This is a genomic window from Roseobacter litoralis Och 149, from assembly GCF_000154785.2.
Lineage (GTDB): Bacteria > Pseudomonadota > Alphaproteobacteria > Rhodobacterales > Rhodobacteraceae > Roseobacter > Roseobacter litoralis.
Genome location: NC_015730.1, coordinates 2,250,882 through 2,275,120, shown reverse-complemented (window position 1 = coordinate 2,275,120; position 24,239 = coordinate 2,250,882). Strand labels below are relative to the sequence as shown.

19 protein-coding genes and 3 pseudogenes are annotated in these 24,239 nt (G+C 56.4%); 9 read left to right on the top strand and 13 right to left on the bottom strand.

The window, feature by feature from the left end; genetic code table 11:
• Window positions 1-119 precede the first annotated feature (119 nt).
• The 4 genes and pseudogenes from RLO149_RS23550 (at window position 120) to RLO149_RS23150 (ending at window position 2,429) form a co-directional block, all read left to right on the top strand.
• The gene (locus RLO149_RS23550) at window positions 120-1,292 is read left to right on the top strand and encodes a DNA methyltransferase (RefSeq protein ID WP_013962122.1); all 1,173 of its coding nucleotides are present in this window, start codon (window positions 120-122) and stop codon (window positions 1,290-1,292) included.
• Window positions 1,289-1,501, top strand: a complete 213-nt coding sequence (locus RLO149_RS10775) for a DUF7220 family protein (protein WP_013962121.1) — start codon at window positions 1,289-1,291, stop codon at window positions 1,499-1,501. Before RLO149_RS23550 ends, RLO149_RS10775 begins: the two co-directional genes overlap by 4 nt.
• A complete protein-coding gene (locus RLO149_RS10770) occupies window positions 1,501-1,941 on the top strand; it encodes a hypothetical protein (protein ID WP_013962120.1) in 441 nt (146 codons plus the stop codon). The genes RLO149_RS10775 and RLO149_RS10770 overlap by 1 nt, the downstream gene beginning before the upstream one ends.
• 44 nt (window positions 1,942-1,985) lie before the next feature.
• A pseudogene (locus RLO149_RS23150) lies at window positions 1,986-2,429 on the top strand (phage terminase small subunit P27 family).
• Window positions 2,430-2,850: 421 nt separating this feature from the next.
• On the opposite strand, the gene RLO149_RS10760 reads toward RLO149_RS23150, so the two are convergent.
• The 4 genes from RLO149_RS10760 to RLO149_RS10745 all read right to left on the bottom strand — a co-directional run bounded on the left by RLO149_RS10760 (window position 2,851) and on the right by RLO149_RS10745 (window position 6,396).
• Window positions 2,851-3,516 (bottom strand): hypothetical protein, encoded by a 666-nt coding sequence (locus tag RLO149_RS10760; protein WP_013962117.1) that lies wholly within the window; start codon window positions 3,514-3,516, stop codon window positions 2,851-2,853.
• A 1-nt stretch (window position 3,517) separates the two neighbouring features.
• Complete coding sequence (locus RLO149_RS10755) at window positions 3,518-3,994, bottom strand: hypothetical protein (protein ID WP_013962116.1); 477 nt, start codon at window positions 3,992-3,994, stop codon at window positions 3,518-3,520.
• A gap of 122 nt (window positions 3,995-4,116) precedes the next feature.
• Window positions 4,117-4,566, bottom strand: a complete 450-nt coding sequence (locus RLO149_RS10750) for a hypothetical protein (RefSeq protein ID WP_013962115.1) — start codon at window positions 4,564-4,566, stop codon at window positions 4,117-4,119.
• Window positions 4,567-4,641: 75 nt separating this feature from the next.
• Entirely contained in the window at window positions 4,642-6,396 is a 1,755-nt protein-coding gene (locus RLO149_RS10745; protein WP_013962114.1) for a nucleotide disphospho-sugar-binding domain-containing protein, read from the bottom strand.
• A gap of 482 nt (window positions 6,397-6,878) precedes the next feature.
• Here RLO149_RS10745 and RLO149_RS10740 point away from each other — a divergent pair, with 482 nt between their 5' ends.
• Entirely contained in the window at window positions 6,879-7,628 is a 750-nt protein-coding gene (locus RLO149_RS10740) for a VPLPA-CTERM sorting domain-containing protein (RefSeq protein WP_245538055.1), read from the top strand.
• Window positions 7,629-8,239: 611 nt separating this feature from the next.
• Here the strand turns inward: RLO149_RS10740 and RLO149_RS24500 are convergent.
• The 3 genes and pseudogenes from RLO149_RS24500 to RLO149_RS10725 form a co-directional block, all read right to left on the bottom strand.
• Window positions 8,240-8,652: pseudogene (locus RLO149_RS24500) on the bottom strand (amino acid synthesis family protein); the annotation flags it as partial.
• A gap of 53 nt (window positions 8,653-8,705) precedes the next feature.
• Complete coding sequence (locus RLO149_RS10730; protein ID WP_013962110.1) at window positions 8,706-9,878, bottom strand: MFS transporter; 1,173 nt, start codon at window positions 9,876-9,878, stop codon at window positions 8,706-8,708.
• Window positions 9,878-10,291, bottom strand: a complete 414-nt coding sequence (locus RLO149_RS10725) for an ester cyclase (protein ID WP_044025308.1) — start codon at window positions 10,289-10,291, stop codon at window positions 9,878-9,880. The genes RLO149_RS10730 and RLO149_RS10725 overlap by 1 nt, the downstream gene beginning before the upstream one ends.
• 184 nt (window positions 10,292-10,475) lie before the next feature.
• Between RLO149_RS10725 and RLO149_RS10720 the strand changes: the two genes are divergently transcribed.
• The 4 genes and pseudogenes from RLO149_RS10720 to RLO149_RS24135 form a co-directional block, all read left to right on the top strand.
• The gene (locus RLO149_RS10720; protein ID WP_013962108.1) at window positions 10,476-11,282 is read left to right on the top strand and encodes a LuxR C-terminal-related transcriptional regulator; all 807 of its coding nucleotides are present in this window, start codon (window positions 10,476-10,478) and stop codon (window positions 11,280-11,282) included.
• A 190-nt stretch (window positions 11,283-11,472) separates the two neighbouring features.
• Window positions 11,473-12,726, top strand: a complete 1,254-nt coding sequence (locus RLO149_RS10715; RefSeq protein WP_245538053.1) for a tetratricopeptide repeat protein — start codon at window positions 11,473-11,475, stop codon at window positions 12,724-12,726.
• 369 nt (window positions 12,727-13,095) lie between these two features.
• Window positions 13,096-13,713 carry a recombinase family protein gene (locus RLO149_RS10710; protein ID WP_342626661.1) on the top strand — a complete coding sequence of 206 codons (618 nt, stop codon included), beginning with the start codon at window positions 13,096-13,098 and terminating at the stop codon, window positions 13,711-13,713.
• Window positions 13,714-13,752: 39 nt separating this feature from the next.
• Window positions 13,753-13,902, top strand: a pseudogene (locus tag RLO149_RS24135) (IS6 family transposase); the annotation flags it as partial.
• Window positions 13,903-13,979: 77 nt separating this feature from the next.
• On the opposite strand, the gene RLO149_RS10705 reads toward RLO149_RS24135, so the two are convergent.
• The 6 genes from RLO149_RS10705 to RLO149_RS10680 all read right to left on the bottom strand — a co-directional run bounded on the left by RLO149_RS10705 (window position 13,980) and on the right by RLO149_RS10680 (window position 24,177).
• Window positions 13,980-16,130 carry a HEAT repeat domain-containing protein gene (locus RLO149_RS10705; RefSeq protein ID WP_013962105.1) on the bottom strand — a complete coding sequence of 717 codons (2,151 nt, stop codon included), beginning with the start codon at window positions 16,128-16,130 and terminating at the stop codon, window positions 13,980-13,982.
• Between the two features lie 62 nt (window positions 16,131-16,192).
• Window positions 16,193-18,868: an arsenate reductase (azurin) large subunit gene (locus tag RLO149_RS10700; protein ID WP_013962104.1), complete on the bottom strand. Its 2,676-nt coding sequence runs from the start codon at window positions 18,866-18,868 to the stop codon at window positions 16,193-16,195.
• 11 nt (window positions 18,869-18,879) lie between these two features.
• Window positions 18,880-19,467, bottom strand: coding sequence for an arsenate reductase (azurin) small subunit (locus RLO149_RS10695; protein WP_013962103.1), 588 nt, complete (start codon window positions 19,465-19,467; stop codon window positions 18,880-18,882).
• A gap of 16 nt (window positions 19,468-19,483) precedes the next feature.
• A complete protein-coding gene (locus tag RLO149_RS10690) occupies window positions 19,484-20,608 on the bottom strand; it encodes a cytochrome-c peroxidase (protein WP_013962102.1) in 1,125 nt (374 codons plus the stop codon).
• A gap of 12 nt (window positions 20,609-20,620) precedes the next feature.
• On the bottom strand, window positions 20,621-21,694 hold the full coding sequence (locus RLO149_RS10685; RefSeq protein ID WP_013962101.1) for a cytochrome-c peroxidase: 1,074 nt from the start codon (window positions 21,692-21,694) through the stop codon (window positions 20,621-20,623).
• 266 nt (window positions 21,695-21,960) lie between these two features.
• Window positions 21,961-24,177 carry a hybrid sensor histidine kinase/response regulator gene (locus RLO149_RS10680; protein WP_013962100.1) on the bottom strand — a complete coding sequence of 739 codons (2,217 nt, stop codon included), beginning with the start codon at window positions 24,175-24,177 and terminating at the stop codon, window positions 21,961-21,963.
• Window positions 24,178-24,239: the final 62 nt, after the last annotated feature.

Sequence of the window (24,239 nt, the reverse complement as noted above, 5' to 3'; positions counted from 1 at the left end):
AAGCGGTCGAGTGGCTTGCGATTGGTGAGGTGCCGGAAGCGGAATGGGAGCTTCCGGAACAAGCGTGTCAACCCAGCACCTATCCAGCCTTGGTGGAATACAGGTTTTCTTGGGAGTTTATGCCGGGTAACTTCCAGCCCCAAAGTGAAATCACATTGTTTGACAAAAACAATTTTAAATTCACCGGTATACCATTTCGGCACGGATATACAGAAGCGCAGGAGATTTGTGCATCTAATCACCTTGAATGGCGGGAAGAACAGGTCGAAAAGCTGCGCGGGGCATCGCCCTTCTTGGTACTAAATCAAAAAGGCGAAGAGTTCGATTTAAACGCCTTAGAGATTAAGGAACATCGGTCATTGCTCCGGCAGTTTGCAGATGAACTGCAATTGGTTAAAGCGGTGAACGCAGATTTTGCACCTTTCTTTGACGCGGCATGGGCGCGAATATTCACTGCCATTGTTGACGGCAGTCTTGAGATCGACGGAATTGATTTTGAAAGATGGGTCGACCTGAAAGAGGGACAGCGGTACGAAGATGCAGGTGAATTTCAATTATTGCCATCTGCAGCGCTGCCGCTAACTACGGACTGGAAATCAAACTCAGTCCTGTACGAATACCGTGATTTTGTGTCGCTAAGGTGCCGCACTGACGTAATTGCTGAGATGATTGCACCAAGACTTATGCAAACCCAACCCGTCGAAGCGCGAATGTGCGCAGGATTTCTTTGGTCTTCCGAACCTGCCCGCACCCAAAAAGCCAAGCGAGGCCGAGCACCGGCATTGGATTGGTCAGTATTGCGTGATCGGCTCGTGCAACAGGGTCAGGCGGGCTTGCTTCCGCCATCAAAAGAAAGCTGCATCTACGATTTGATCGCTTACGCTGAGGCTGGGCATTATCACTGGCAGCACGAGCCGGCCTGGTATGCCGTCCGCGGCACCGGGCACTGGTCTGGCGACCGCAGGCAGTCGACGCTCTGGTCCATCCCAAACCGGGATCAGGATGCGACGACGGTTCACGGCACGCAAAAGCCGGTGGAGTGTATGCGGCGGCCGATGCTGAACAATGCGTCGGCGGGTCAGGCCATCTATGAGCCGTTTTCCGGATCCTGCACCTCGATCATCGCGGCCGAAAGCAGCGGGCGGCTGTGTCTTGCGATCGAACTGGACCCGGCCTACGTGGATGTGACGGTGCAGCGCTGGCAGGCCTTCACGGGCAAGAACGCTCTCCTCGACGGGGATGGTGGTACGTTCGACGCGGTTGCCACCAAGCGTGGTGCGGAGGCGGCATGAGCCAGTCACACCGCCTGTCATTGCTGGAGGCCGCCACGAATGTCGTGGTGGGATACCTGCTGGCCTTCGCAACGCAGCTGGTGGTGTTTCCGGCCGTTGGCCTGAATGTCGGGCTGCAGGACAACCTGAAGATCAGCGCGGCCTTCGTCGCGGTGTCTCTGGCCCGCAGCTATTTATTGCGCCGCCTGTTTGCGTCGTGTGGGCCGTGATGGCGCGCCCGACGATCACGCTCTCGCCGTCACAGGTGCAGGAGGTGGAGACGCTTGCAGCCTTGCTGACGCAGGCGCAGATCGCGGACTACTTTGGCATCTCGCGTGCCACATTCCAGGCGATTCTCGGGCGCGACGACGAGGTTGTCGTGCATTATAAAAGGGGCAAGGCCAAAGCGATCGCCCATGTCGCCAACGGGCTGCTGCAGAAGGCACGGTCGGGGCACACCGCCTCAATGATTTTCTATTTGAAGACGCAAGGGGGGTGGCGCGAGACAGCGGAGATGGCGCATGTTGTCGAGGAAGGAACTGATGGCAGGGGCGCGGACAAGTTGAAAGTCTTGCTCGACGAGATCGCGGCAAAAAGGAACCGCATCGGTGTTGACCGCTTAGCAGGCGCCGGTGCACCGCATGCCGCTGTCAGGGAAGAGCAACCGTGATCCGGGGGCCGAAGCCAAGGGCGAGGGCTGGCGACCTCGCGGACATGCCGGTGGCGCCTGACGCTCTGCCGCGTTGCCCGGGGCATCTGACGGACGTGGCGCGTAAGGAATGGCGCAGGCTTGCGACACCGCTGCATGTTATGGGTGTGCTTTCCACCACCGACCGCGCGGCTCTTGCGGCGTACTGTCAGGCATAGGCGCGCTGGGTCGAGGCGGAAGAGCATCTCTCAAAAGGCCCGACGCTGATTAAGGCGCCCTCGGGCTACGTCCAGCAGTCGCCCTGGCTCGCCATCGCCAACAAGCAGCTCGAGATCATGGGGCGGTTTATGGCGGAGCTGGGGCTGACGCCTTCCGCTAGGGCGCGGCTGCGTGTGCCGGGCGGGGCGAAGAACGAGGACATCATCACCGAGATCAACTTCGTTTCGGTCTACGAAGACAAGGACGGTAAGCGGATCAAGGAGACAATCCCCGGATGGAAGGCCGTCTGAGACATCCGGCGAAGTGCCGCGAACGCCCGTCCATGCGCTCGATCGACACACTTGCGACTCTTGCTGTTGTGGTATTCGACCTGTCCCGAAGCCGGGAAAATGATCGAACCGGACCTTGAGCGCCGCCGCAGAAAATGATCGGTCCGAGCCCAATTCGACGAATGCTGCGCAACGCACAAATGGCTGCCAAGCATCGTTTGCGGATATTGGAGTTGGCAAAGACCCCCCATAGCAAGCTTTGAGCGTGATCTTGGTATGCTGCCATTGCTCTCAGCTAGCCGGACATGGGCTCCGAGCACACAGCAGAACAGCGTTTGCGTTTATGTATCGTAAAATTCAGCCCAACTTGGCATCGACGAAACCAACCCATTTGGAGTACCGGGCGGATTTATAAGCGAAATACAGAAGCTGCGATCCTCGGTCAGAACTGTAGTCCCAAGAACATCACCGCCAGTGGAACAGGCGAGACGGCGATCAGGATCGTCAGGAACGTGGCGAACGGCGCGAATATCCCGCTTAATCCTGCGACGATCATGATCCCGCCACCGCCGCCAATCAGGGAGTTGCCCGGCATGTTTACCGCGACGGCCAGCGCGACATAGCGGTACTGCAAGGTCGTCGAAACAGCGCGCTTTGATTGCCCTTCCAGAAACATCGCCAGACGTTCGTCCTTTGATAGCGGGGCAGCGCGGGCCACAAGGTCAGCCGCCCGCCCTAAACGAAGGACCCGGAATAGCCTTTCCAGCATGCCGATTGGCAAGAATCTTCCAATCGTGAATGCCAGCATCATAGCTGTCACGGTGCAGACGTAGATCAAGGGAGCGATGGCGGCGCCGAACCCCGCAAGCAGCGCGACGCCGATCTCTGCACCAGGCACGAATGGCATGGAAAGAAACACGATGTAGGCACCCACGCCAATCATGATCGCTTTGTGAACCTGCTGTTCGTTGTCGGGGCGGATCTGAATATCCAAGGCGTCACGGATTATGTGAACGCCCCATGTCGCGAGAACAATCACAGCGATCAGGATACCAAAGCGCAGAACGAGGCCCGGCGGCGTCGAGTTTTTTGACGACACCACCGTCATCTCAGCTCGCTAACTCCGGGGTCGAAGCCACAGCGCCAGTCGCTTGGATCTCGATCTGATTGGTCCAGTACCACCGGCGGGTTGTCCATGTGCCATCGATAACGACCTCGTCGCCCGTGACCCTGCCGTACCACACAACAGTGTGCGGGGCGTCTGGGCAAATTGCGGTGCTCGTGAAGTGAACAACGCCATCGATGGTTTTGGTTTGGTAATTGGACCAACCAAAGTTGCAATAGGTCTCGCAATCGGTCGATTGGAACGTGCCATCGCGAAAGACGATGTCATCTTCCAGCACGGCGCCACTTGCCGGATCTTCGCCATATATTCGAAACGTCCTGCCATCGAGCATGCCGGTTGTGGCCCACGCGCCTTCTGGAACAGCAAAGTCGGGAATGTCCTCGTTCATGACCGACATCGTGGCAGCCCCGGTTCCCAGCGTCGCGATGGTGATGGCGGCGACCTGAAGAGTTTGCATCATCAGATTTTCCTTGTGAGAGAGGTTTGCGCAGCAGCGTTAAACAATCGCTGCGCGCGTTCACGGTTTCAGGGAAAGACTTGGGCCCGGATCATTTGCCATGCCGTCGGGTCCACTGCCGTATTTTACTCGACCCCAAAGACCTCTGACAGCATTGCAACGTAGGCCGGACGAGCGAGTGCCACCCCTTCTTCGAGTGCGGGATGCGGAGACAGGGTCGTTAGGTAGCCCAATTCAAGCATGGATAGGTACGCTTGATCGTCCTCTTCGTAGAACGCGATGTTGCCGCAAGGCATCATGGCCAGATTGTGCAGCCCGGCCTGAACCACATAGCCTCGCATCTCATTGAAGCAGATTTTCATTCCGACGAAAGCGCCACCGGCCATGTCGAACTCACCGTTCAGAGACCATTCATCGCTCATGGCGATGAAATCGCGGAGCAGCGTGGCGGCCTCTTGCGGTGCCTGTTCCAACGGGTGAATGATGAAGTATTCGGACACCTCCGCGTGAGTGGCGGGCGCGGAGGTCAGGGCAGCAAGAGCAGCGACTGACAGGGTCTTTAGGATCGCGTTCATTTGTGTTTCTCCAATGAATTTTGGGTTTTATGTGGTGTTCACTTCGGCCGCATTGATATCGGCCCGAGGCACGGGCTAGGCGATTGCCTCAACCGCTTTGCCAGCCACGATGGATTCCATGAGGTCTGCCGCAGATGACGCACCGTCTAGGTTTCTAATGACCTTCGCCTGCTCTTCCGCGCTGCTTTTGAACGACGTATCACCCAGCACCCTACGCGCCGCCGGTGCAAGCTTGGCTGCATCGGCATCGCCGGGGAGGGCAAGCCCTACCCCCAGCTTTTCAACCAATGCGGCATTCGGCGCCTGGTCGTGCGGGAAACCGGGGATCAAAACCATCGGTACACCATGTTTGAGGGCGCGCATCATGGTGCCGTGCCCACCGTGGGTCACGCACAAGGCGGCGCGCGCAAGGATCGCGTTGTGATCGGCGTATTGAACAACATGGGCGTTGGCCGGGATCGTCAGTGCGGCGGGGTCAATTACCATGCTTGTGGTCACGACCACATGGGCCTCAAGCTCGGCGAGCCCGTCAAGCGCGGTCTGCACCTTAGCAGGGTCCTGCAATTCGGTCGTAGTGTAGCTGACCAGCACAAGCGGCATTGCATCATCTGCGGCCCAGGGCAGATCGATGGGCTGTGCAGGGGCTTCGTTGTCGAGGACGGGCCCGACATGGGTCACGTGATCCCAGCCAGGCAGAGGCGCATCATCTAGCGCATCAACCGAAGTCAAAACCATCTGCGTTTGCGCCTTCCAGAGCGTTTGCATGTCAGGCAGCGGCGCAAAACCGGCCGCCCCGCGCAACTCTGCCAGCTTGGTCATGATGCCCTGCCATTCATCCAGTTGACGCCACAGGAAGGTGTGACAGAACACAGATGTTGGCACGCCGAAAGAGGGCGCGATGTCCAATGCTGCCGGAAACATCGCATCGACCATGATCGCGTCTGGCTTTTCTGTGGCGACAATTTCTTTGATCTCGTCGGCTATGTCCGGCGAAGTCAGCGAACAGGCCACGCGGGTCATAGGCCCCATATCGGGGTACTTGTCGACTTGGGTGTAAGCGTTCTTGAAGCCAATACCGCGAAACCCTTCGCCTTCTATGCGGGCGATCGTTTCAGGTTTGGTCGCGAACACAACCTCATGTCCGCGTTTTCGCAAGGCATGCGCTACACCAAGACTTGGGGGAAGGTTGCCGCCGCTGGAATGGCTGAGCCAAAGATATTTTTTCATGATTTCTTTTTCCTGAATGAGAGATTTGAGAGTAAAAGTTACCGTCGCGACGGCCTCGTCGAAGCTGAGAGCCTCATCCCGGCACAATATTTTCCAGACGTAGATATCGGTCGCAGCCATCAAGGCGCGGAACAGAACCGGGCGGTCTTTGGCCGGCCTGCGCTCGATGTAGGGTGCAAAGACTTGGGACACCCACTCGACGTGATACGACCGACCGAGATCAAGCGCCCCTTGAAACTCTGGTGAGCGATGCTCTTCCGCCAGTGCGTGGATCACCAGATCACCGATTTTGTCGTAGGCCGAGAACACGGTGCGCACGAAAGCGTCGAGATCTTCGATGTCGATGTTCGCGAAAGACGTAAAGTCGACTGCATCGGGGGCGACGCTCTCGAGCGTCGCGATCACCAGGCCATCTTTGCTGCCGAAGGCGCGCAGGATCGTCTGCACACTCACGCCAGCGGCCTGCGCAACATCCTCCAACCTGATCTCGTCAGTATTGGAATCAGCAAGGACCTGGGCCGTGCATTTCAGAATGAGCGCGCGGCGCGCCTCGGCCTGAGCCTTACGTTTTGAGCCGTCGTATTTGCGCCTCTTTGATTTCATGTTTACTCAAGTGACATGAATTTGTTTTCGTGTCAAGTAAATTCACATGAAATAGCTTTTGCAACCCCTGGGTCTTGCACGGTTGGCTTTTTGGGCGTGATGCTCGTTTAAACCCATTGCCACCTATAAGACGAGCGCTGCACACTTCGCGGCTCAGGGGTGATCTATGCCGTGACCGTGGAACACTGATCAGGTCATCGCAAATAGACATCCAAATCCAAGGTCCGCTTGGAGCCCGAAGCGGACATGCTGCGGTGCCGACATTTGCAGATGCAGCAACGTATTTGACCAAATCGATCAACTGCGATGAAGAAAAATAATCAGGTGTTTGTTACCACTAAAGGAAGAATAATGGAGCGCTTACCATCGCGCTTACAGCGCACGAATCACCGCAAGGTGTCATTTTCAAGCAACGATAGCTTGCGTTGCGACATTGACTAAAAGCAGTAGAGAGTCCTTATCCTTCTAGCTTGAGTTGTGATTTGTTCCCGCATTTGGTGTGGCTGAACAAAATCGCCAAAACAATAAGACAAAATTGTGGCAAATACCTCCTCACTTTATATACCGCGCACGCTTTTTTGGCTAATGCTGGGATTAGAAACTTTAATGACATGGGCGAATATTTTATGGACAAGTATTTAATGACACTGAGCGCGGCGCTTTTGTCAGCAAGTGGTGCAATGGCAGCAACATTCGATCCAATTTACATCGAGAGTACTGGAAACCGTCCCAATGCGACGGGGGACATTACTGGTGTTCTCGACTTGGGTCTTATCGCTGCTGGATCGGATGTAGGTGTTGCCGGTCGGATCGTAACAGCCGTGGATACGTGGAAATTCCAGACGGACACCGGATGGTTTATCAGGTTTGTAGACCTGCCAATCGATGACCAGCTGTTCTTTGACAGCTCGAATATCATAAACCCTGTTGGCAGTTTCGCCGGCAACGGCGACACAACAACCGCGATTTTCTCTATTCTTGATGCAACAGACAGCTCGGTTCTTTTCACAAACACAGTGACTGCGGCAGCATTGGGTGCCGGCACAGAGAATGCACTCGACTTCACTGGGGTTGCCGGTAGTTTCCTTCTTAAAATCGATGGCCAAAGCAGTAGCCCTGGTGCTACCTACGACATAGGCATATCAACTGTCCCGCTTCCAGCCGCAGCTTGGCTACTTTTAGCTGGTGTAGGTGGCTTGGTAGCTGTGAAGCGCCGACAAAAGAAAAGCTAGTCTGTCATCAAACATAACTCATTAGTAAAGGCGGTGTTAATACACCGCCTTTTTCGCGTCGGCATGTCTGTCAGTGGCCAAGCCTAACCTGAAAACTGAGCGCACGTATCAGACGGCTTTGTCCGCGACTTGCTTGTTAAACCCGCGCACAGCGAATACGCGATTTGGATTTAGCGAGTTCTGGCCTCATCGAATGGTCGGTTTGGTGAAATCCGCTGTACTTCGGATTGTGCTTTGCTGCACATGCAAAGGTTTTCTGCGTGGGCATAGCTGTACCAGCAAAAGGCGGCTTTGTCCGCACTGCCGATCTCGGGCAATGCCACAATCTCGCGGGAGCAGCGAATGGCAGGTTAGGTGAAGCTGCAGCGCGGCACTTGACTGCCTCGCCAAGGTCCGGAATGGGGCCGTCCTTGCCGGGACGGTGCTGCCTGTCAGGCGCACATGCTGCGACCGACCCAACGGCGGCACTGAGCCCTCCTTGACCGATGCTGCGCCTGTGTCCAATGACCGCTTCAAGGAAGATCATACGATCAAGAGGGGCTTGGGCCTGTTCCAACTCTGGGATGCGCTCGTGTTCCATTAGACAATCCGACGCAAAGCACGATTTCTTCTGTGCGCGGGGCGTCGGGCACCCAGAGCGTTAAGGTGTCGATATGGTCAAAGGACCATGCCTCGTCTTTATGTCCCAGTGGCAGATCAATGGACGCGCCCAAAGCCCCGACTTTGTGTTGGAAGGCATGAGGAACTTACCGCCACCGACGGCGGCTCGCACCGGTTTGCCAAGTGCGGGGGTGCAACAAGGCAGCCCCGTGTTCCATCGCTTCCGAAGATCCGACAAGAGCGGCTTTGCCATAGTAGACAGCGGGTGCTCCCAACATACCACAAGCTCCTTTGTCAGCGACCCTCCAAGCCGCGCGCCAACGTCGAAAAGGGGCGATAGATCTTCTTGATGAACTCCAGCAAATGGGTTTCTGACAACCGCCATCGCGGAAACGCGTGTGATCTGGTCGCACGCCTGACCCATTTCATCTGCGGTGATAATCTCCTTGATGAAAATCGTTTTTCGAATGTTTATCGTCACACTTTCCTTTCCTGATCCATCACAAGCGCGCCTTTGAAAAACTGGAATGCGATGCCAAGCGGCACCACCGCAGCAAAGAGGGTCATTGCAAGAAGCAATGGACCTTGCGGATTGCCAGTCGCGTCAAGGATCGCACCGGCAACCGGCGGCGTGATCCACATGATCGCATAGTAAACCGTAAAAAAAATCCCCATGCCAAAGGCCCTGGCCTGGGGCCGCATGGCTTGCCCCGCCATTGCCATGATAACCCCGGCAGGCGCCATGCCAATCAGTCCAAACAGAATACTTGCGCCAACGCCAGCGCTAGGCAGGCCAAGTAACAAGAGCGCTGTGATGGCACCGCCCATGCAGACAGCCAAGACTGTGTTTTGTCCACCAATTCGATCCACGATCTGTCCGCAGGCCGCACCGGAAAAGATCATTATCCAGCTGCCCACACTTATGATGCCGGCGGCAGCAATAGCGGTTTGGCCGTGGCTTTCAAGAACCTTTGGCGCAAAGGCAAGATAGGTGACGTAGGCGGCGTTAAAGACGCCCCAGGCCGCCGCCGCACACAAGATCAAACGCCATTCCTGTCTTGTCAGCGAGATCCATGTACCACCCGTCGCATCAGGCAAATCATGCGGCGGACGGTAAAGCAAATAGACCCCTAGCGCCGCGATCAAGCAATAGATGGAAGCGGCCTGAAACGGCTCTTGCCAGCCGTATGTCTGGGATAACCAGGCGTGGCCAACTTGTCCCATAGCGATCCCGAAAGGCCAGCTCATCACAAGGATGCTCATGGCCGTGGCAATCTCGCGGCCCTCAAACCAATCCGCGACCATTTTGGTAAAGTAGAGCGTCGTAAAAAGAAACCCCGCCCCGGCAAAAACGCGGCCCATCCCTATGGCCCAGCTTTCCGTCGCAAGCGACGACGCGGCCCCACCCGCAGCCAGTGCGCTCAAACCAAACACCACCATGATGCGATCTGACACGTAACGCCCCCAATACCCGGCAGGTATAGCCAAAAACAATCCGGGTGCCATGAACAGCCCGATCAGGAAGCCGATATCTGCATAGCTGAGTCCGAAGGCGACGACGAGATCGTCGCCAACGGACGCTACGGTTTGGAACTGAAATCCGAGTCCGACACGCGCAAAAAACAGCAACCCCAGAATGCGCCAACGCATCACGCCCAGCCAAGCCCACGCAGCGCGTGTCCGTCGTTCCAGATTTTGGTCATATGGCTGATTTTGTCGCCGTCGAACTGCATCACATAGGCGTAATCTGAAACAACAGCTTTGCCCGTAGGCGCAACCGGTCCACCTTCCCCGGTTTGCGTACCGTGGAATTCGGCGGCGGCAACAACGGTGCCGCGCGTTTCATCCGCCGCAAAAGCTGTCAGCTTGTAACGGCCATCCGGTACGGGAGTCAGAAGCCCCTTCATCCACTCAGCGTATTCAGCAAGGGTTGTCATTTCTGCCAGCGCATCCGCCTGACAGGAAAAACGGGCCCCTTCGTAGCAGAAAGGCTTGCAGCCTTCCCACCCTTTGCCGGTTTCGCAGGCTTCGAAAAAGGCTTTGGCGGTTTCGTATTGTGTCATTGTGCTGTTCTCCATGTTGTTCCCATGGCAGCAACTTAGGTCGGCGCTGATCAATTCGGGTATCGTGCAGATGCTGTAAAATCAGCATTGGACGTGCAGTATTCAAACTACAGCATTTGCAGGATTGCTTGTTGAACGCGTTCTTACCAAACTTAGTACAAGGTCATTTTTCGGAGTATTATGGGTGTCTGGACAATCAGGTCTCAGCCAAAGAGAATTGCAGATCGCGCAATCCTATGCGGGTGGAGAGACCTATCAGACCATTGCCGACACGCTTTGCATTGCGCCATCCACAGTGCGGACGCATCTTGCGACGATCTACCGCAAACTTGAAGTCTCCTCGAAGCTGGAACTGGCAACCTATCTGAATGGCGACGCCCCTGAGCCCCGCAGCCAATCCGAAATGGCCGCCGTGGTGTCCGAATTGGCCCTGAGCCTGGAAGAAGCCATCAGTCGCGAAAAGGCCCTCAGCGAAGTCTTGCGGATTATTAGTGCGTCCCAAGGTGATCTGGACGCAGTAATGCCGCTGATCCTGACCTACGCACTAGAACTTTGCGACGCGGAATTTGGCATTCTGTTCGAGTATCAGCAAGACGGCAGGTTTCTCGCCAATCACACAGTCGGCATTCCGAAACCGTTTCGGGCCTGGCTAGACGCGCAAGGTGTCTTCACTGTCAGCCCCGAAACGGGTCTTGGCCGCATGAATAGTCAGCGTGAGACCATCAATATCATCGACGTCAAATCAGAGGCGATTTATCAGACCGATGATCCTTTGCGCTATGCCACTGCCGATCTTGGCGGGGCGCGGTCCTTTGTTGCCATCCCTATGCTTGCTGGTGACAGTTTGGTTGGCGCATTCACGATCTATCGCCAGACGGTCCGACCTTTTTCCGAAGACACCACTCGGCTAGCACAGATGTTTGCGGCCCAAAGCGTGATTGCATTGGAGAACGCGCGCATGATCCGTGCGATACAGGCGGCGCATTCGTGACCGAAAATTCCGATGAGACAAACATACTCACCGCCCGCGAAAACCAAATTGCAGCGGACTATGCACAAGGCGAAAGCTATCAGCAGATCGCTTGTGTCTTGCCCCATCGACGGTACGCACACATTTGGCGGCTATCTATCGCAAACTTGGTGTATCTTCGAAGTTGGAGCTGCGCGACAGGTTGACACCTGTGGCAACCACGCTCGCTGATTTGCCCATTGAACATCCCAACCGGCCTGAGAAACCGTCTATCGCCGTGCTGGCTTTTGAAAACATGTCCGGTGACCAGGAGCAGGAATATTTCTCAGACGGAATCAGTGACGACATCATCACTGCCCTGTCGCGTTCCCCTTGGCTTTTCATAATCGCGCGCAACACCACATTTACTTACAAAGGTACATCCGTCGATGTCCGCCGCGTTGCTGAAGAGCTTGGGGTTCGGTTTGTCCTGGAAGGCAGTGTTCGGCGATCGGGCGAGCGGGTGCGTGTTACTGCGCAGTTGATCGATGGCATAACAGGTGGGCATGTCTGGTCCGAACGCTACGATGGGCAGCTCGAGGATGTCTTTGACCTGCAAGATGAGATCACCCGCAACGTTGTGGCATCTATCCAGACGACAGTGCATCTCAGTACTATTCAAGAGCCAGTCGAGCGAGCATCACGACGCGATCTGACCGTTTGGGAGCTGACAATGCGGTCCTGGCATCTGCTCTATGATTTTACGCCCGAAAGCTACGCCCACGCCAAGACCTTGCTGGAACGTGCTTTGGCGATTGATCCCGAGAGCGCCGAGGCGAACATGATCTTGTCATTGATCAACCACCACATCGCGATCATGGGGTTTGTCCCTGATGTCCAACCTGCAATGGAAACGGCTTATGCATTGGCGCGACGGGCCACGCAGTTGGATGACCGCAATGAATACGCGCATTGGGCTCTGGGCATTTGTTGCTGGGGGCTGCTCAAATACGACGAATCCCTTGCAGCCTTGGAACGCGCCGTGGCTCTCAACCCAAACTGTTCATTGGCTTATGGCAGTCTTGGGACATTGCTCGGCATCCTTGATCGCTCGGAAGAGGCTATTGCCAATCAGGAAATCGCAATCCGCTCCAATCCCCTCGATCCTAGTATCTTCTTCCGCTTTTCTGGACTTGCGTTGGCACACTATATGGCTGGGCGCTTTGAGGCCGCAATCGAATGGGCCGAGCGCGCTATCCACCGAATGCCACGGTGGTATTTCGCACATCTTGTTTTAGTCGCGAGCTATGTCGCGCTCGACCGCCAAGAAGACGCGGTGAATGCGGTCAAATATTGTCAGGACGTCCTTCCTGACACCAGCATCAAAGATCTTGATCGTGTGCCTTTGAGAGACACCAGCAAACTTAATGAATTGCGAGCTCGTTTGATCAAGGCAGGTTTTTCTAGGCAACCGGTAGTTCACTAAAGCAGCCTTTGGCGCAAACGCAGCGAATTCACCCTTTGTCCGCATTGTGTAAGTTCACGCGCTTTGGAGCGAAGGTCAGCACCATGATCTCAACTTTCTGTCTTGGACGGGGCGATCAGGAGAGTGATTTGACTGGAAGATCGAACCCGCGTTTCCTCAGAAACCTAATGTCCGCTTCAATGGGAGTGTCGACTTTGCTGGCCTGCCCGGTGCAGAAATCACTACGCTTTTGGAAGGAACCGAGCGATGTACAGACCTGCGTAACCAACGTCAGGCAGGTGTGTACATGGTCAACAACGCTGTCCCGTCGCTTCGCCTTGTGGCCTATGAGCGTGTTTCGACGGGACGGCAGGGCAGGGCAGATCAGGACTGGGGCTGGAAGCACAATGCAAGGCCATCGGGGACTTCGCCGAAAGCCGCAACGCTCAGGTTCTCGCCCGGTTCACCGAGGTCGAGAGTGGAGGCCGCGACAACCGGCCGGAACTGGACAAGGCCTTACAACTTGCCAAACTGACCGGCGCCACACTGGTGATCGCCAAACTCGACCGCCTCAGCCGCAACGCCACCTTCCTACTGACCTTGCAGACCAGCGGTGTCCGCTTCCTCGCCGTCGACATGCCCGAAGCCAATGATCTGACCGTGGGGATCATGGCGCTGGTGGCGCAGCAGGAACGCGAGGCCATCTTGCGGCGCACCAAGGAGGCGCTGGCGGCCGCCAAGGCGCGTGGCGTTAAACTGGGCAATCCCAACGGTGCCGCGGCACTCAAGCGGGCAGGGCAGGGAGGTGACGCCCTACGCAAGACCGTCATGGGCAATGCAGACATCTTCGCCGCTGACCTTGCGTCGGTGATCGCCGACATCCGCGCTCAGGGCAATGTCACTCTCCGCGCGATTGCAGGCGAACTGAACCACCGCGGCATTCAGACACGACGCAGCGGGAAATGGTACGTCTCAACGGTGAAGAACCTTCTGGAGAGGATCGGGTAGGTGGGTTGGCGGGGGTCTTTCTGACTACGGTCGTGGGACCTGCAACGGTCCCGCAGCATGCAAAGTTTGCAGAAATTCGCCTCCGTTTGCAATCATTTCAATCAGGAACGCCGCCTCTATTCACGTGACAATTTCAAGCTCAACCGAACCACCGCTCTCGCCGAGTGGCGCCTGCTTTGTTCGGCATAAGTTCCGGTATTTGCCGGCAAACTGAGACTGGTTCGAATCCGTCTGACAGCACCCTTAATCTGTTAAGCCCATGCCGGCTAGGACTTGGCAACTGATGGGCTTGACTGGGCTAAAGCTTCCAGAAGGATGTGCGTCTGCCTAGGCGTAACATCTGACTCTGACAAAGCTTTAAAGCAAAGGGAGAGAATTGTGTCTGAACGGCTACAGGCACCTGCCAGAGTATTTATGCGTTCCGCCTTCGACAAAGCCTCGAACACCGATTTTGTAACGGTGCTATCATTCGAAGGCAGAATCCTATCCAAAGCAACAGCGCGTACAACCGACGCCGCGTCCTTTAGCGCGGCCGTCGCCTCATCGGTTGTCGCGCAATTGCGCACGGCAATTGCACGTACGAGCGCATCAGGGTCTGACAGACATGCTCGTAGCGCCAGAGCTGTCTCCGGGTTCATTGCCAGTATATTAGCCGCTGCAGATCTTATGGCGGGATGTTCATCGGACAATCCACTCTCGATTTCAAACGCGCCTTGTGCGGCAAGCATCCCGCCATCCGCCCGTTTTTCCAATGCACGCCAAGCGGCAAGCCGAAGGGTATCCTCCTCGCTTTCGGTGGCTTCAAGTATCGCGGCCTCTATTGCCGGATCAGAGGCACTGCCCGCAATACCAAGCGCCACCACACGCAGATCGTCGGCGATGGTGTCCGGGCCTTCGACCGGACGACGATGCCGCCGCTTTGCACTCGACTCCTCGGGAGTGTCTTCGGCAAGGTCTGCCTGCTCGAACTGTGATTCATCATTTTGAAGCGCACCAAGCGTAGATTGTGTTGCGTCGATCTTTTCATCTTGATCTACATTTATAATCTCACCATCCCGCGAAATTTTGACGTGCCCGCGGGGCGGCGTGTCGATCTTGGACATCGCCAGGTCCGGGCCGTCTATGTCCTCACGTACCACAACCTCGTTTGCCTGTGACAAGAGTGTGCGGTCGATGGACATTGCCAACGCGCGGCCTGCGGATGTGTCGCCATCCTGGCAACGTATAACTAAACGGGTCAACGCTACCGCCCGCACCTGCTGCGTTTCATGGCTCAGCAAGGCGATCAGGCGTTCAGTGGCGGGCGGATCGTTCAATGTGTCCAGCGCGGTGACGGCGGTAAGCCGCGCTTCGAGCGGACGTGCGGTGTCATAGATCAGCGCCAATAACGGTTCTACGGCATGTTCCGGTGCCAGGCGCGGCAAAATGCGCGCTGCAGCGGTCGCCAGTTTTGATTTGCTGATGCTGGTCCATGCGATGACATTGGCCGTCAGGGTCGTATGCAGATCGTCCTCGAGCGGCAGTGGCAGGTGATCTAGGGCGATCGCCTGCGCGGCCTCGCTCGGGTCTGCCAGGGCTTTGACGGCAAGATCGGGGTGAACCGGTGCGAAAAGCGCCAGCGCTTCACAGCGAAGGTCTTCATCAGGATCACGCAACGCCATGGCCTTGATCCGTTCATCATCCATTTCCAGCAGGGGCAAAGCCAAACGCCGAATATCTGCGGCAGGGTCTTCGACGATGACGTCGAAGGCGTCACGCAAAAGATCTGATCGCATTTCGGCCAAAGCTTCCAACGCGCGCTTGCGACCAAGGCCCGTTTCCGTCTGGGCGATCGACAAAAGCCAAACCACGCCTTCGTTGCCCATCGCCGCCAATGCGGCAAAGACCGGGCCATCAAGTACCTGACCTTCCTCATCATCACGCGCATCGAGGAGGTCCTGAATGCACTCTTTTGCATTCAACTCACCAAGCGCTTTGATCACCGCGATCTGTACATCCAGCCAGTCATCCCAGGAATCGTTGTCATCTTCCCAGGCCACATCATCACTGGCGCGCGAAGTGACAAGTTTTTGGAAAATCGGGATCGATTCTTGGCAGTTTAATCCAGTCAGGGCAAGGATCGCGGCGTGTTTGACCTCGCGTACAGGATCACCACATAGGGACAGGCGCAAGGTTTCCGCGTCCTCTGGTCGCGCGCACTGCACCAAAGCATCCATCGCGTCGGTCCGCACGTCTGGGTCTTCGTCCAGCAGACGGGCCAGCAGCGCGTCATGTACCCTGCCGTCCTGACCTGCGACGGCTGCGGCCGCGCGCACGGCGCCACAACGGATTACTTCGTTGCCATTGCTCAGATGTGTGAGGATTGAGGGCACCGGATCCAGATCATCAGCTGCGCGAAGAGTGGTATTATCCAACATGAAAGTATCCTGTCTTGCTAAGCTGTGTGGACTGTCCGGCAAGTGAAACGCCGGATAGAGGATCAGGCGATGTCGCGCCGTGCAAACGACATGGACCGGAATTGGTTTTTATAGGGGCTGACGCCCATTTTACGAACCTTGCCTACGCCCATCTTGTAGTTGTAGTTGCCGCTGATCCAATCCACGACCCGCCCAGACAATGCGTTTGCAGGTTGCGCTGTGTGCAAAAAGTCCATGTAGCCAAGGTTTTCCTTGACCGCTGGGGTAACGATGGCCACGGCAGTGATGGATCCTTTGGTCAGTTCGATATGACCGTTTTTCAACAGCTCTGCAAAATCGAAATCGCTGCCTTCGACGCCGACGATTGTATCGGTCTGAACCGGAATACGGTCGGAGTAGACCTGAACATAATCGCCACTTTCAATGCCGCGCGCTTCAGCTACAGACGGATGCAGTTCGATCCAGTTTTCAGGCCAGCGCTGTACGATATAGGGACGGCGACGATCATCATACCCGGATTGCCACCGCTCGTTGATACGACCGGATGAAATCCAGATCTCATCTTCGCGCGGCTTCATCCATTCCCAGTAGCTGGAAAACAGATCCCACGGGGCTTTCTGAATGTTGCATTTGCCGGTCTGGCTGTTGAAATGGGTGAGCTTTTTGTTGAACACATTGGCACCCTGTGGACCTGTGTCCGGCAGCACCCGGTTCACGTCATGCAACCGTTTGGTGCCTTCAAGCGAGCCGTCTGCCAGCATCAGAACCGGACCTTGGATACCGTTCGTGCCGAACTCACCGAATTTCTCATGCAGCGTCTTGCCTTCGCGCTTGGCGGCAACATGGACCATGTTAAAGTCTTTGCGGCTGCCGCGCGAGTGCCGCGCCCCTTCTTCCAACACGTCGTTTGAGTTTTTCCAGTCAAACCCTTCAAAGCCCATCTTTTTGGCCAGGTTGGCGATGATCCACCAGTCTGGCTTGGCCTCACCCGGTGCATCGTAGAACTTGGGGTACAGCCGCAAACGACGTTCGCCATTGGCCCGGGTAAAGGTCTCTTCGCCCCAGCCAGAGGCCGGGAATACGATGTCCGCATAGCGCGCACCGATTGGATCGACCAGATAGATGTCCTGATTCCAGACGACCATACCGCCACTGTCGGCACGCCTTTTCAGCGTGTCGATGATGTCCTGTTTTTCAAAACTGTTGACCTGATGCGGGTTGCGGGTGGTCAACTCGTCAAACTTGGTCTGCAGCGATTGCGTACCACACATAGCCTGCACCCACGTGGTCCCGATGACGTGGGCCAGTCGCGTATGCCCGCTCATGAGATAGCGATCGGTATCCATCGCGCGCCGCCTTCGACCGGGCAGTTTTTCGGGGGACTTGTTGCGCGGATATCCACCGCCCCGCAAACCGCCACGCTGGTGGCCACCGGCCCGGCCAATGACCTGACCCGGACGCCCGCCCGCACCAACCGCAATCCCTAAAGCCGAGATCGCCTGCGTGTTGCCGGTGTTATTGGACCAGTAAAAACCCTTTTCGATCATAATCGAGGTTTTGGGACGCGTGCCATCCTCTTTCGGTTTGGCCATCCACTCTGCGGCAGTATAGATCTTTTGCGCATCGATCCGAGCGATTTCGGCGGCCTTTTCCGGCACTGCATAATCTTGCGCCAGCAGCCATTCCTTCCAATCCTCAAACCCGTCAGTCTGGAATTTGCCCCAAGTCGTACGCCACTGCCATGGCGTGTTGCGGGTGCCCTGACCAAAGCCCGAAGAGCTTTCCCATTTGTTGTTCACCCACTGTTCGATCCATGCGTCATCTTGCCAGCCGTTTTCAACAATGACCCGCGCAATGGCCAGAACCACTGGCAGATCTGTGCCGGGCTGGATATCGAGGACAATGCCCCCGTTCTTTTCGGCAAAGGCCGTCCCGCCGGTACGACGCGGCAACATAAAGATCGTTTTTTGACCGCCCTGAATGGCTGGCATGATATAGTCGGTAAACAGGATCGTTTTGGACTCGTAGGGGTCTGTGCCGCACATCATCAAGGTATCAGCCTCGGCCCAATCGTCATAACTGGGACCAAAATTGTCAAAGCCCGCATCCCGGAAGCCCGGTGTGGAGGACACATCAGACGGTGTGTCATGGAACGTGAAATTTGCGGTATTGATGTGGCGCAGCGCGTATTTTGTGATTGCGTAGGTGTTCTCCATATAGCCGTAAGAGAACGTCTTGACGCCGTAGGCATTGGTGCCGTGCTTTTTCAACACGTGGTCGCCGACTTCTGCTGCAATATCCAGCGCGAAATCCCATGTGACAGGCATCAGAACCCCGAACATGCGCACCATCGGTGATTTAAGCCGGTCGCGGGTCGGGGTCTGCGGATTGTAGACTTTTTGAGCGAGCGCGCCGCCTCGAATGGACGAATTACCGGTGTAGTTGACGAAATCGGTATCTTTATCGGGAATGATAACGACGTGGTGCGGCTCGCCATTGTGCAGCACGATGTTGTGCTGATTGGGGGCCACCCATGCGCCGAGCGGGCTAACGGGAAAATCTTCGCCAAAGGCGTTCTGATCTGCGGCCGGGCCACCAACTTTGCCACCCGCAACAGGCCAACGGTAGACTTTGTACCCGCAGGCCACGATGCAATAATCGCAGGCGGTGGAAATGACGTCAGCATCTGGTGGCGGCAGTGGGACAGATTGTTCAGGCACGTAATATGGTGTCGACATTGGGTTTCTCCTCAGCCTTGCAGATTATCAAAACGGCCGTAAATCAGCCCGAACATGCCCACGGCATAGATGTCATCGTCGTCCAGCTCCAACAGGACCTGCGGCAGCGATTGATAGGCCTGACCCGAGATGAAAATCCCATGGCGGGTCAAATCAAAAGTGGTCAGGTGCAGCGGGCAGGGGCCAAGCGCCTTGTCATCGGCCTGATAAGTGCCCTGCAACGGGCCACCTTGGTGGGTGCAGGTGTAATTAAAGGCAACAACGTCCTTGTCGGGCCCTAAACCGCCGCCTGCTTCCTTATCCAGTTTGACCAGAATGCTCTCGGCATACTCCCCTTCGTCGGGGTATTCGAAATCAAACGGCTCATCCGCGACCAGCTCGCTTAGCTTGGCGATAAATTTGCGCGGATAGGTCGAGACGACCGCGGGGGTCTGCGCCTCTGGCATACCGGGGATACCGACCATCACGACGGATGTCGCAATACCGCTGGTCAGCAGAAACTGACGCCGGTTCATCAGACAATTTCGCGTGCCTGCTTTTTTGGCTTCGCCATTTTCGCCGTTGATCGCGGCGACGATTTTGGGATCAAGATCATTCATTGGCCTTGTTTCCTTTTCAATTGTTGGCCGCGAGGGGCAAGGGTTCCATTTCGGGCAAATCTGGTGCGTCGGGTAGAATTTCGTCCCCGCTCAGGCTTTCCAGAAAGGCGACGAGATCTCTCATTTCGGGATCGCTGAGGCCCAATGGCTGGATCAGATCGCTTTTGTTGTCGGCAAATTCGTTCTCACCGCCACCGGCATTATAAAACGCCACGACATCTTCCAGCGTCTCCAGCATGCCGTTGTGCATGTAAGGAAAGGTGTATTTGGTATAGCGAAGGCTGGGCGTGCGGAACTTGCCCTTGTCGGATTTCTGCTTGGTGCGGAAATAGAGACCGGGGTCGTCTTTGGTCGTCCGGTACATTTCTTCGGTCGAGCCTTTGGCAAGCAGTTCAAACCGGAAGGTGATCTGCGCAATAGGGTCATCCTCCCAACCATCAAAGGGCGGGACACCGACGTTGTAATACTGCTCATCACTAAGCAGCGCACCGTTGTGGCACGAAATACAACCCGCCTTGCCAGAAAACAGATCCAGCCCGCGTTTTTGCGCTTCATCCAATGCGGCATCGTCGCCATTCATGTAATTGTCGAACGGGGTATCGGTCTGCACAATCGTGCGCTGATAGGCGGCAATCGCCATATAGGCGTGCCGGATGTTTGGCCAGTCATCGCCAAAAACATCGGCAAAGGCTGCGCGATATTCGGGCACAAAAGCCAGACGCGCTTCCATCATGTCGTCTTCGCCATTGCCGGCCACGCCACCACGCGCCGCAGATCGGGCCTGATGTTCAAGCGAGCCGGACGACCCGGCCCAGAACAACTTACCATAATAGGCCGAATTCACGATGGTTTGGCTGTTGCGCCAGTGGGTGGTGCCCGGATAGCCAAAGCTGATTTTGTCCTGCACGGCCCAGCCTGCGTCGGGCAGATGGCACGCCGAGCAAGGCATTGCGTTGTTACCCGACAAGATCGGGTCAAAGAACAGTTTTTCCCCAAGGGCGATCTTTTCTGGCGTCATGGCGTTATCCGCCGGGATTGGTGGCGGGCCAAGAGCGGCCAGTCCTTCGGGCCGGTTCTGGGCGTTTGAGGGTGCAGCGGCCAGAGTAGCGAGGCCCAGAGCGATTGCGGTAAGATGTTTCATGGTCCTGCCTCCTTAATTTCTGGCGTTCTTCCAGTCTTCGATGGGCGTGTAGTCGTAATCATCCGCGCGCCAGACGTATGCATCGGTGTCAAAGCTGTCGCCGGACATCGCCTCAAGATAGGCCACCAAATCCGCCTTTTCGCTCGGGATCATGCCCAGCGGTTTCAGGCGCGGGTCTTTCAACGGGTCGTCACCGCCGCCGACATCATAGAAATCAACCACTTCGGCCAGCGTCGCGAACATGCCGTTATGCATGTAGGGTGCGGTCCACACCAATTCCCGCAGCGTTGGTGTGAGAAAGCTGCGCTTGGTTTCAGGGCGGTGGGTGCGAATGTAGGCACCCAGATCCTCGCGCAGGTTAATGTAGTTTTCGACGCCCATAAATTTGCCATAGGTCACAAAAGCGGAATGGCGTTCAGCCGAACTCCAGATATCTGGGTTGGTTGGCACACCAGTGTTATGCGGCCGGTCGTCGGTATAGCGCGGGCCTGTGTGGCAGGCGACGCAGTTCCCCTTGCCCACAAAGATGCCCTTGCCCCGCTGGGCGGCTGCGGACAGCTCACCTATATCGACCGGCGCACCACGCGACACGATCGTTTTCATGAAATCCATCAGCGCGTTGCGCGCGCCACCGTTGCCGGGTTCTGACATACCGGCGGCGGCAAACATTTCCACATATACCGGGTCTTGTTTCAGACGTTCCTGCATGATGCGCATGTCCATGTTCATCAGGTAGGTTTCTGTAATCATCTCGCGGGCAACATCATTGAGGTTGGTGCCCAGACGCCCATCGTGCAACCATGCATCGCGGTATCCTACGTTGGCCAGCGTCGGTGAATTTCGAAAATGTCCCGCCCCGGTATAGGCTTGGCTCAGGGCTTCGCCATCGGTAAATGCCTTGTCCGGTTGATGACAGCTGGCGCAGCTTAGCGATGTGTCGCCTGACAGACGCGTATCATAGAACAGGCGCTTGCCTAGTTCGGCCCGTGCGGTGTCCACTTCCATCGGGGTAATCGGAACTGCGTCCTGCGCAATCACGCTGGACCCCGCCAGCAATGAGCATATTAATGTTAGTTGTCTGAGCATTCTGACTCCCCCTCGGGTGTTCCGTCTGGTGTTAAAGATCTGAGCCTGATGGCCCGGTTCAACCCGTACGGGCGGCCGCGTTAAAGCGGTCGCTGGGATAAAATTCATTGGGCGGACATCTGCATCACGAAACATATAACCCCTGCCCACGATCAGCCTAGTCGCATCGCGACCCTCAATTGTTGCGGGCAGAGTGACGGCCTGTGACCTTTTGTGACGAAATGTGACGGACTGAATTTGCGCGTTTTCGCAGGGTGCGACCTAGCCTAGCGGGTAGCGTCGATCATTGCCCGAATGCTGTGCGCCAGTTTTGCTGGATCGACTGGCTTGTTCAACGTATCAGCCACAGGTCCGTTGATTTTCAACCCCGATGGATTGTATCCAGTGCAAATGATAACGGGGATGTTCGGGCGCAGGCGGCGCACGGCGTTTACCAGATCCTCACCGCTCATTTGAGGCATGACCATATCTGTGATCAGCAGGTCCGGCCTCTGCGGGTCAGCGCGCACGTGCTCAAGCGCTGTCAACGGTGATGTAAAGGCTTCGACCCGGTAGCCAAGTCGCAGCAAAACTCTGCGAAAGGTCGCTGCGACTTGCGCTTGGTCGTCGACCAGAATGATGCGTTCGCGCCCGCGCGGCACATCCAGCTTTTCGGGTTTGGTGCGTGCCGGGTCACCCGCGGTACCGGGCAGGAAAATACTGAACTTTGCGCCCTGGCCAAGCTGACTTGCGACGTCGATCTGTCCACCCATTTCCTCGACCAGCCCGAAAACGACGGCAAGCCCAAGTCCAGAGCCCTTGCCCAAAGGCTTTGTGGTGAAGAACGGATCAAACAAATGTCGCCGTGTCTGCGCACTCATGCCCGGGCCATTGTCGGCGACGTCGAACTGAACCCAGCCGTCTGACCGCTGTGTCAGCCCCTCGGGTAAATCATCGACCATACGGCGCGCGGAGACCATAATATCACCGGAGGCTCCGCCGATCGCTTCGATTGCATTGCGGCACAGGTTCATCACGATCTGGTGGAGATGCGTTTCGTCCCCAAGCACGGTCATGCCGTCTTGGACCGCTGTGCAATCCAGTGTGATGTTCGGCGGTTTGGCCGCCGTCAGCAGCCGCGACACTTCCGTGATGATCACCCCAAGATCGGTCGGGCGCGGTATGCCCGGTTCACGACGCGCAAATGTCAAAAGCCCCCGAACGAGGCTTTGGGCCCGGTGCGCTGCAATATCAATCTGCTCGATTTCATGGGCGATATCGCTGCCCTCAGGCGCATCCAGCGTTGCCAGATGTGCCGAACCGACGATGGTCGTCAGGATATTGTTAAAGTCATGGGCAATACCGCCTGCCAACAGCCCGACAGCCTCAAGTTTCTGAGCACGCGCGACCTGTTCACGGGCCTGCCTTTTCTCGGTCACGTCTTCGCCGATGCCGATGTAATTCAGAATTGTGCCATCCGCCGCCATCAGCGGCAGGATTTTGGTTTCTGACCAATAGCTGCTGCCATCCTTGCACCGATTACGGAACACGCCCTGCCATTCCTGACCTTTGGCCAGGCGCGCACGTATTATTTCATATTCGGCCGCGGGCGTATCCCCAGATTGCAAAAACCGTGGCGTTTGGCCATGAACCTCGTCCCGTGACCATCCGGTGAGCTTTTCGAACTGACGATTGGCATAGATGATACGTGCGTTCGTATCCGTCATGAAAATCGTGGCTGGGCTTTGCTCTACCGCGCGGGCTAATCGCTCGTTCGACTGTTGCAACGCGCGCCTCTTTTGCAGTTCCTTAGACAGCAAAGACAGTGCACCGCGCATGTCGCGCAGCAAGAGTATCAACAGATACCCGATCAGAACCGATGACAAAACGAGAGCGGCAATGGACGCAAAGCCAATCCAGATCAGCCTTTGCCCCCGACTGACGGCGCTGAGCATCCGGTCCGAACTGACCTGCCGATTAGCAGTCCAGATACGTTCCAAATCTGCAAGAGCGCGAATTGCAGCATCGTCATCCAATCTCACAGCAGCATCTGTGCGGGCGACGTCCCACTGCTGCTCGGCGGCCAGAATCGCCACGGGCAGGATCGCGCGGTATTGGTCGATAGTGTCGCGAACCGTCCCGATGGCGCGGCGTTCCTCCGGATCGATGGTGGCGGCCAGATAGTCCGCCGTGGTGGCCATGAATTCGTCGATCTGTTCTCTCGTCCGGTTCAGATACAAGTCTTCGCGCCGCAGAACATAGTTTTTGAAATTGTGAATGATACCGCCGTAACCCAAATGTCCGCGGATGGAACTGATCCAGACACCTTTTTGACCGACATCATCTGAATAGTCGGCCCAACTGGCTTCTACTTCGTAAAACTGGTCCCGGGTTTGCAGACCTAGGTACATACCCAGCGAGACGGTCAAAAGCAGCAACAGTACAGACGCAAGCCGAATACGGTGGCTGCGCGACAAGGCATTTTCGTTCATCGCCTCGGGCATAAAAATCGACCTTGAACAAGAGCCGGTTGTAAACGCTTCCGGAATTCGCAAGATAGCAGGTA

Bases quoted from the DNA above. Each gene is read 5' to 3' on its own strand.
- RLO149_RS10680 (WP_013962100.1), bottom strand. From the start codon at position 24,177: ATGCCCGAGGCGATGAACGAAAATGCCTTGTCGCGCAGCCACCGTATT.
- RLO149_RS10750 (WP_013962115.1), bottom strand. From the start codon at position 4,566: ATGAACGCGATCCTAAAGACCCTGTCAGTCGCTGCTCTTGCTGCCCTG.
- RLO149_RS10745 (WP_013962114.1), bottom strand. From the start codon at position 6,396: ATGAAATCAAAGAGGCGCAAATACGACGGCTCAAAACGTAAGGCTCAG.
- RLO149_RS10775 (WP_013962121.1), top strand. From the start codon at position 1,289: ATGAGCCAGTCACACCGCCTGTCATTGCTGGAGGCCGCCACGAATGTC.
- RLO149_RS10685 (WP_013962101.1), bottom strand. From the start codon at position 21,694: ATGCTCAGACAACTAACATTAATATGCTCATTGCTGGCGGGGTCCAGC.
- RLO149_RS10730 (WP_013962110.1), bottom strand. From the start codon at position 9,878: ATGCGTTGGCGCATTCTGGGGTTGCTGTTTTTTGCGCGTGTCGGACTC.
- RLO149_RS10690 (WP_013962102.1), bottom strand. From the start codon at position 20,608: ATGAAACATCTTACCGCAATCGCTCTGGGCCTCGCTACTCTGGCCGCT.
- RLO149_RS10700 (WP_013962104.1), bottom strand. From the start codon at position 18,868: ATGTCGACACCATATTACGTGCCTGAACAATCTGTCCCACTGCCGCCA.
- RLO149_RS23550 (WP_013962122.1), top strand. From the start codon at position 120: ATGCCGGGTAACTTCCAGCCCCAAAGTGAAATCACATTGTTTGACAAA.
- RLO149_RS10755 (WP_013962116.1), bottom strand. From the start codon at position 3,994: ATGATGCAAACTCTTCAGGTCGCCGCCATCACCATCGCGACGCTGGGA.
- RLO149_RS10770 (WP_013962120.1), top strand. From the start codon at position 1,501: ATGGCGCGCCCGACGATCACGCTCTCGCCGTCACAGGTGCAGGAGGTG.
- RLO149_RS10695 (WP_013962103.1), bottom strand. From the start codon at position 19,467: ATGAATGATCTTGATCCCAAAATCGTCGCCGCGATCAACGGCGAAAAT.
- RLO149_RS10760 (WP_013962117.1), bottom strand. From the start codon at position 3,516: ATGACGGTGGTGTCGTCAAAAAACTCGACGCCGCCGGGCCTCGTTCTG.
- RLO149_RS10725 (WP_044025308.1), bottom strand. From the start codon at position 10,291: ATGACACAATACGAAACCGCCAAAGCCTTTTTCGAAGCCTGCGAAACC.
- RLO149_RS10705 (WP_013962105.1), bottom strand. From the start codon at position 16,130: ATGTTGGATAATACCACTCTTCGCGCAGCTGATGATCTGGATCCGGTG.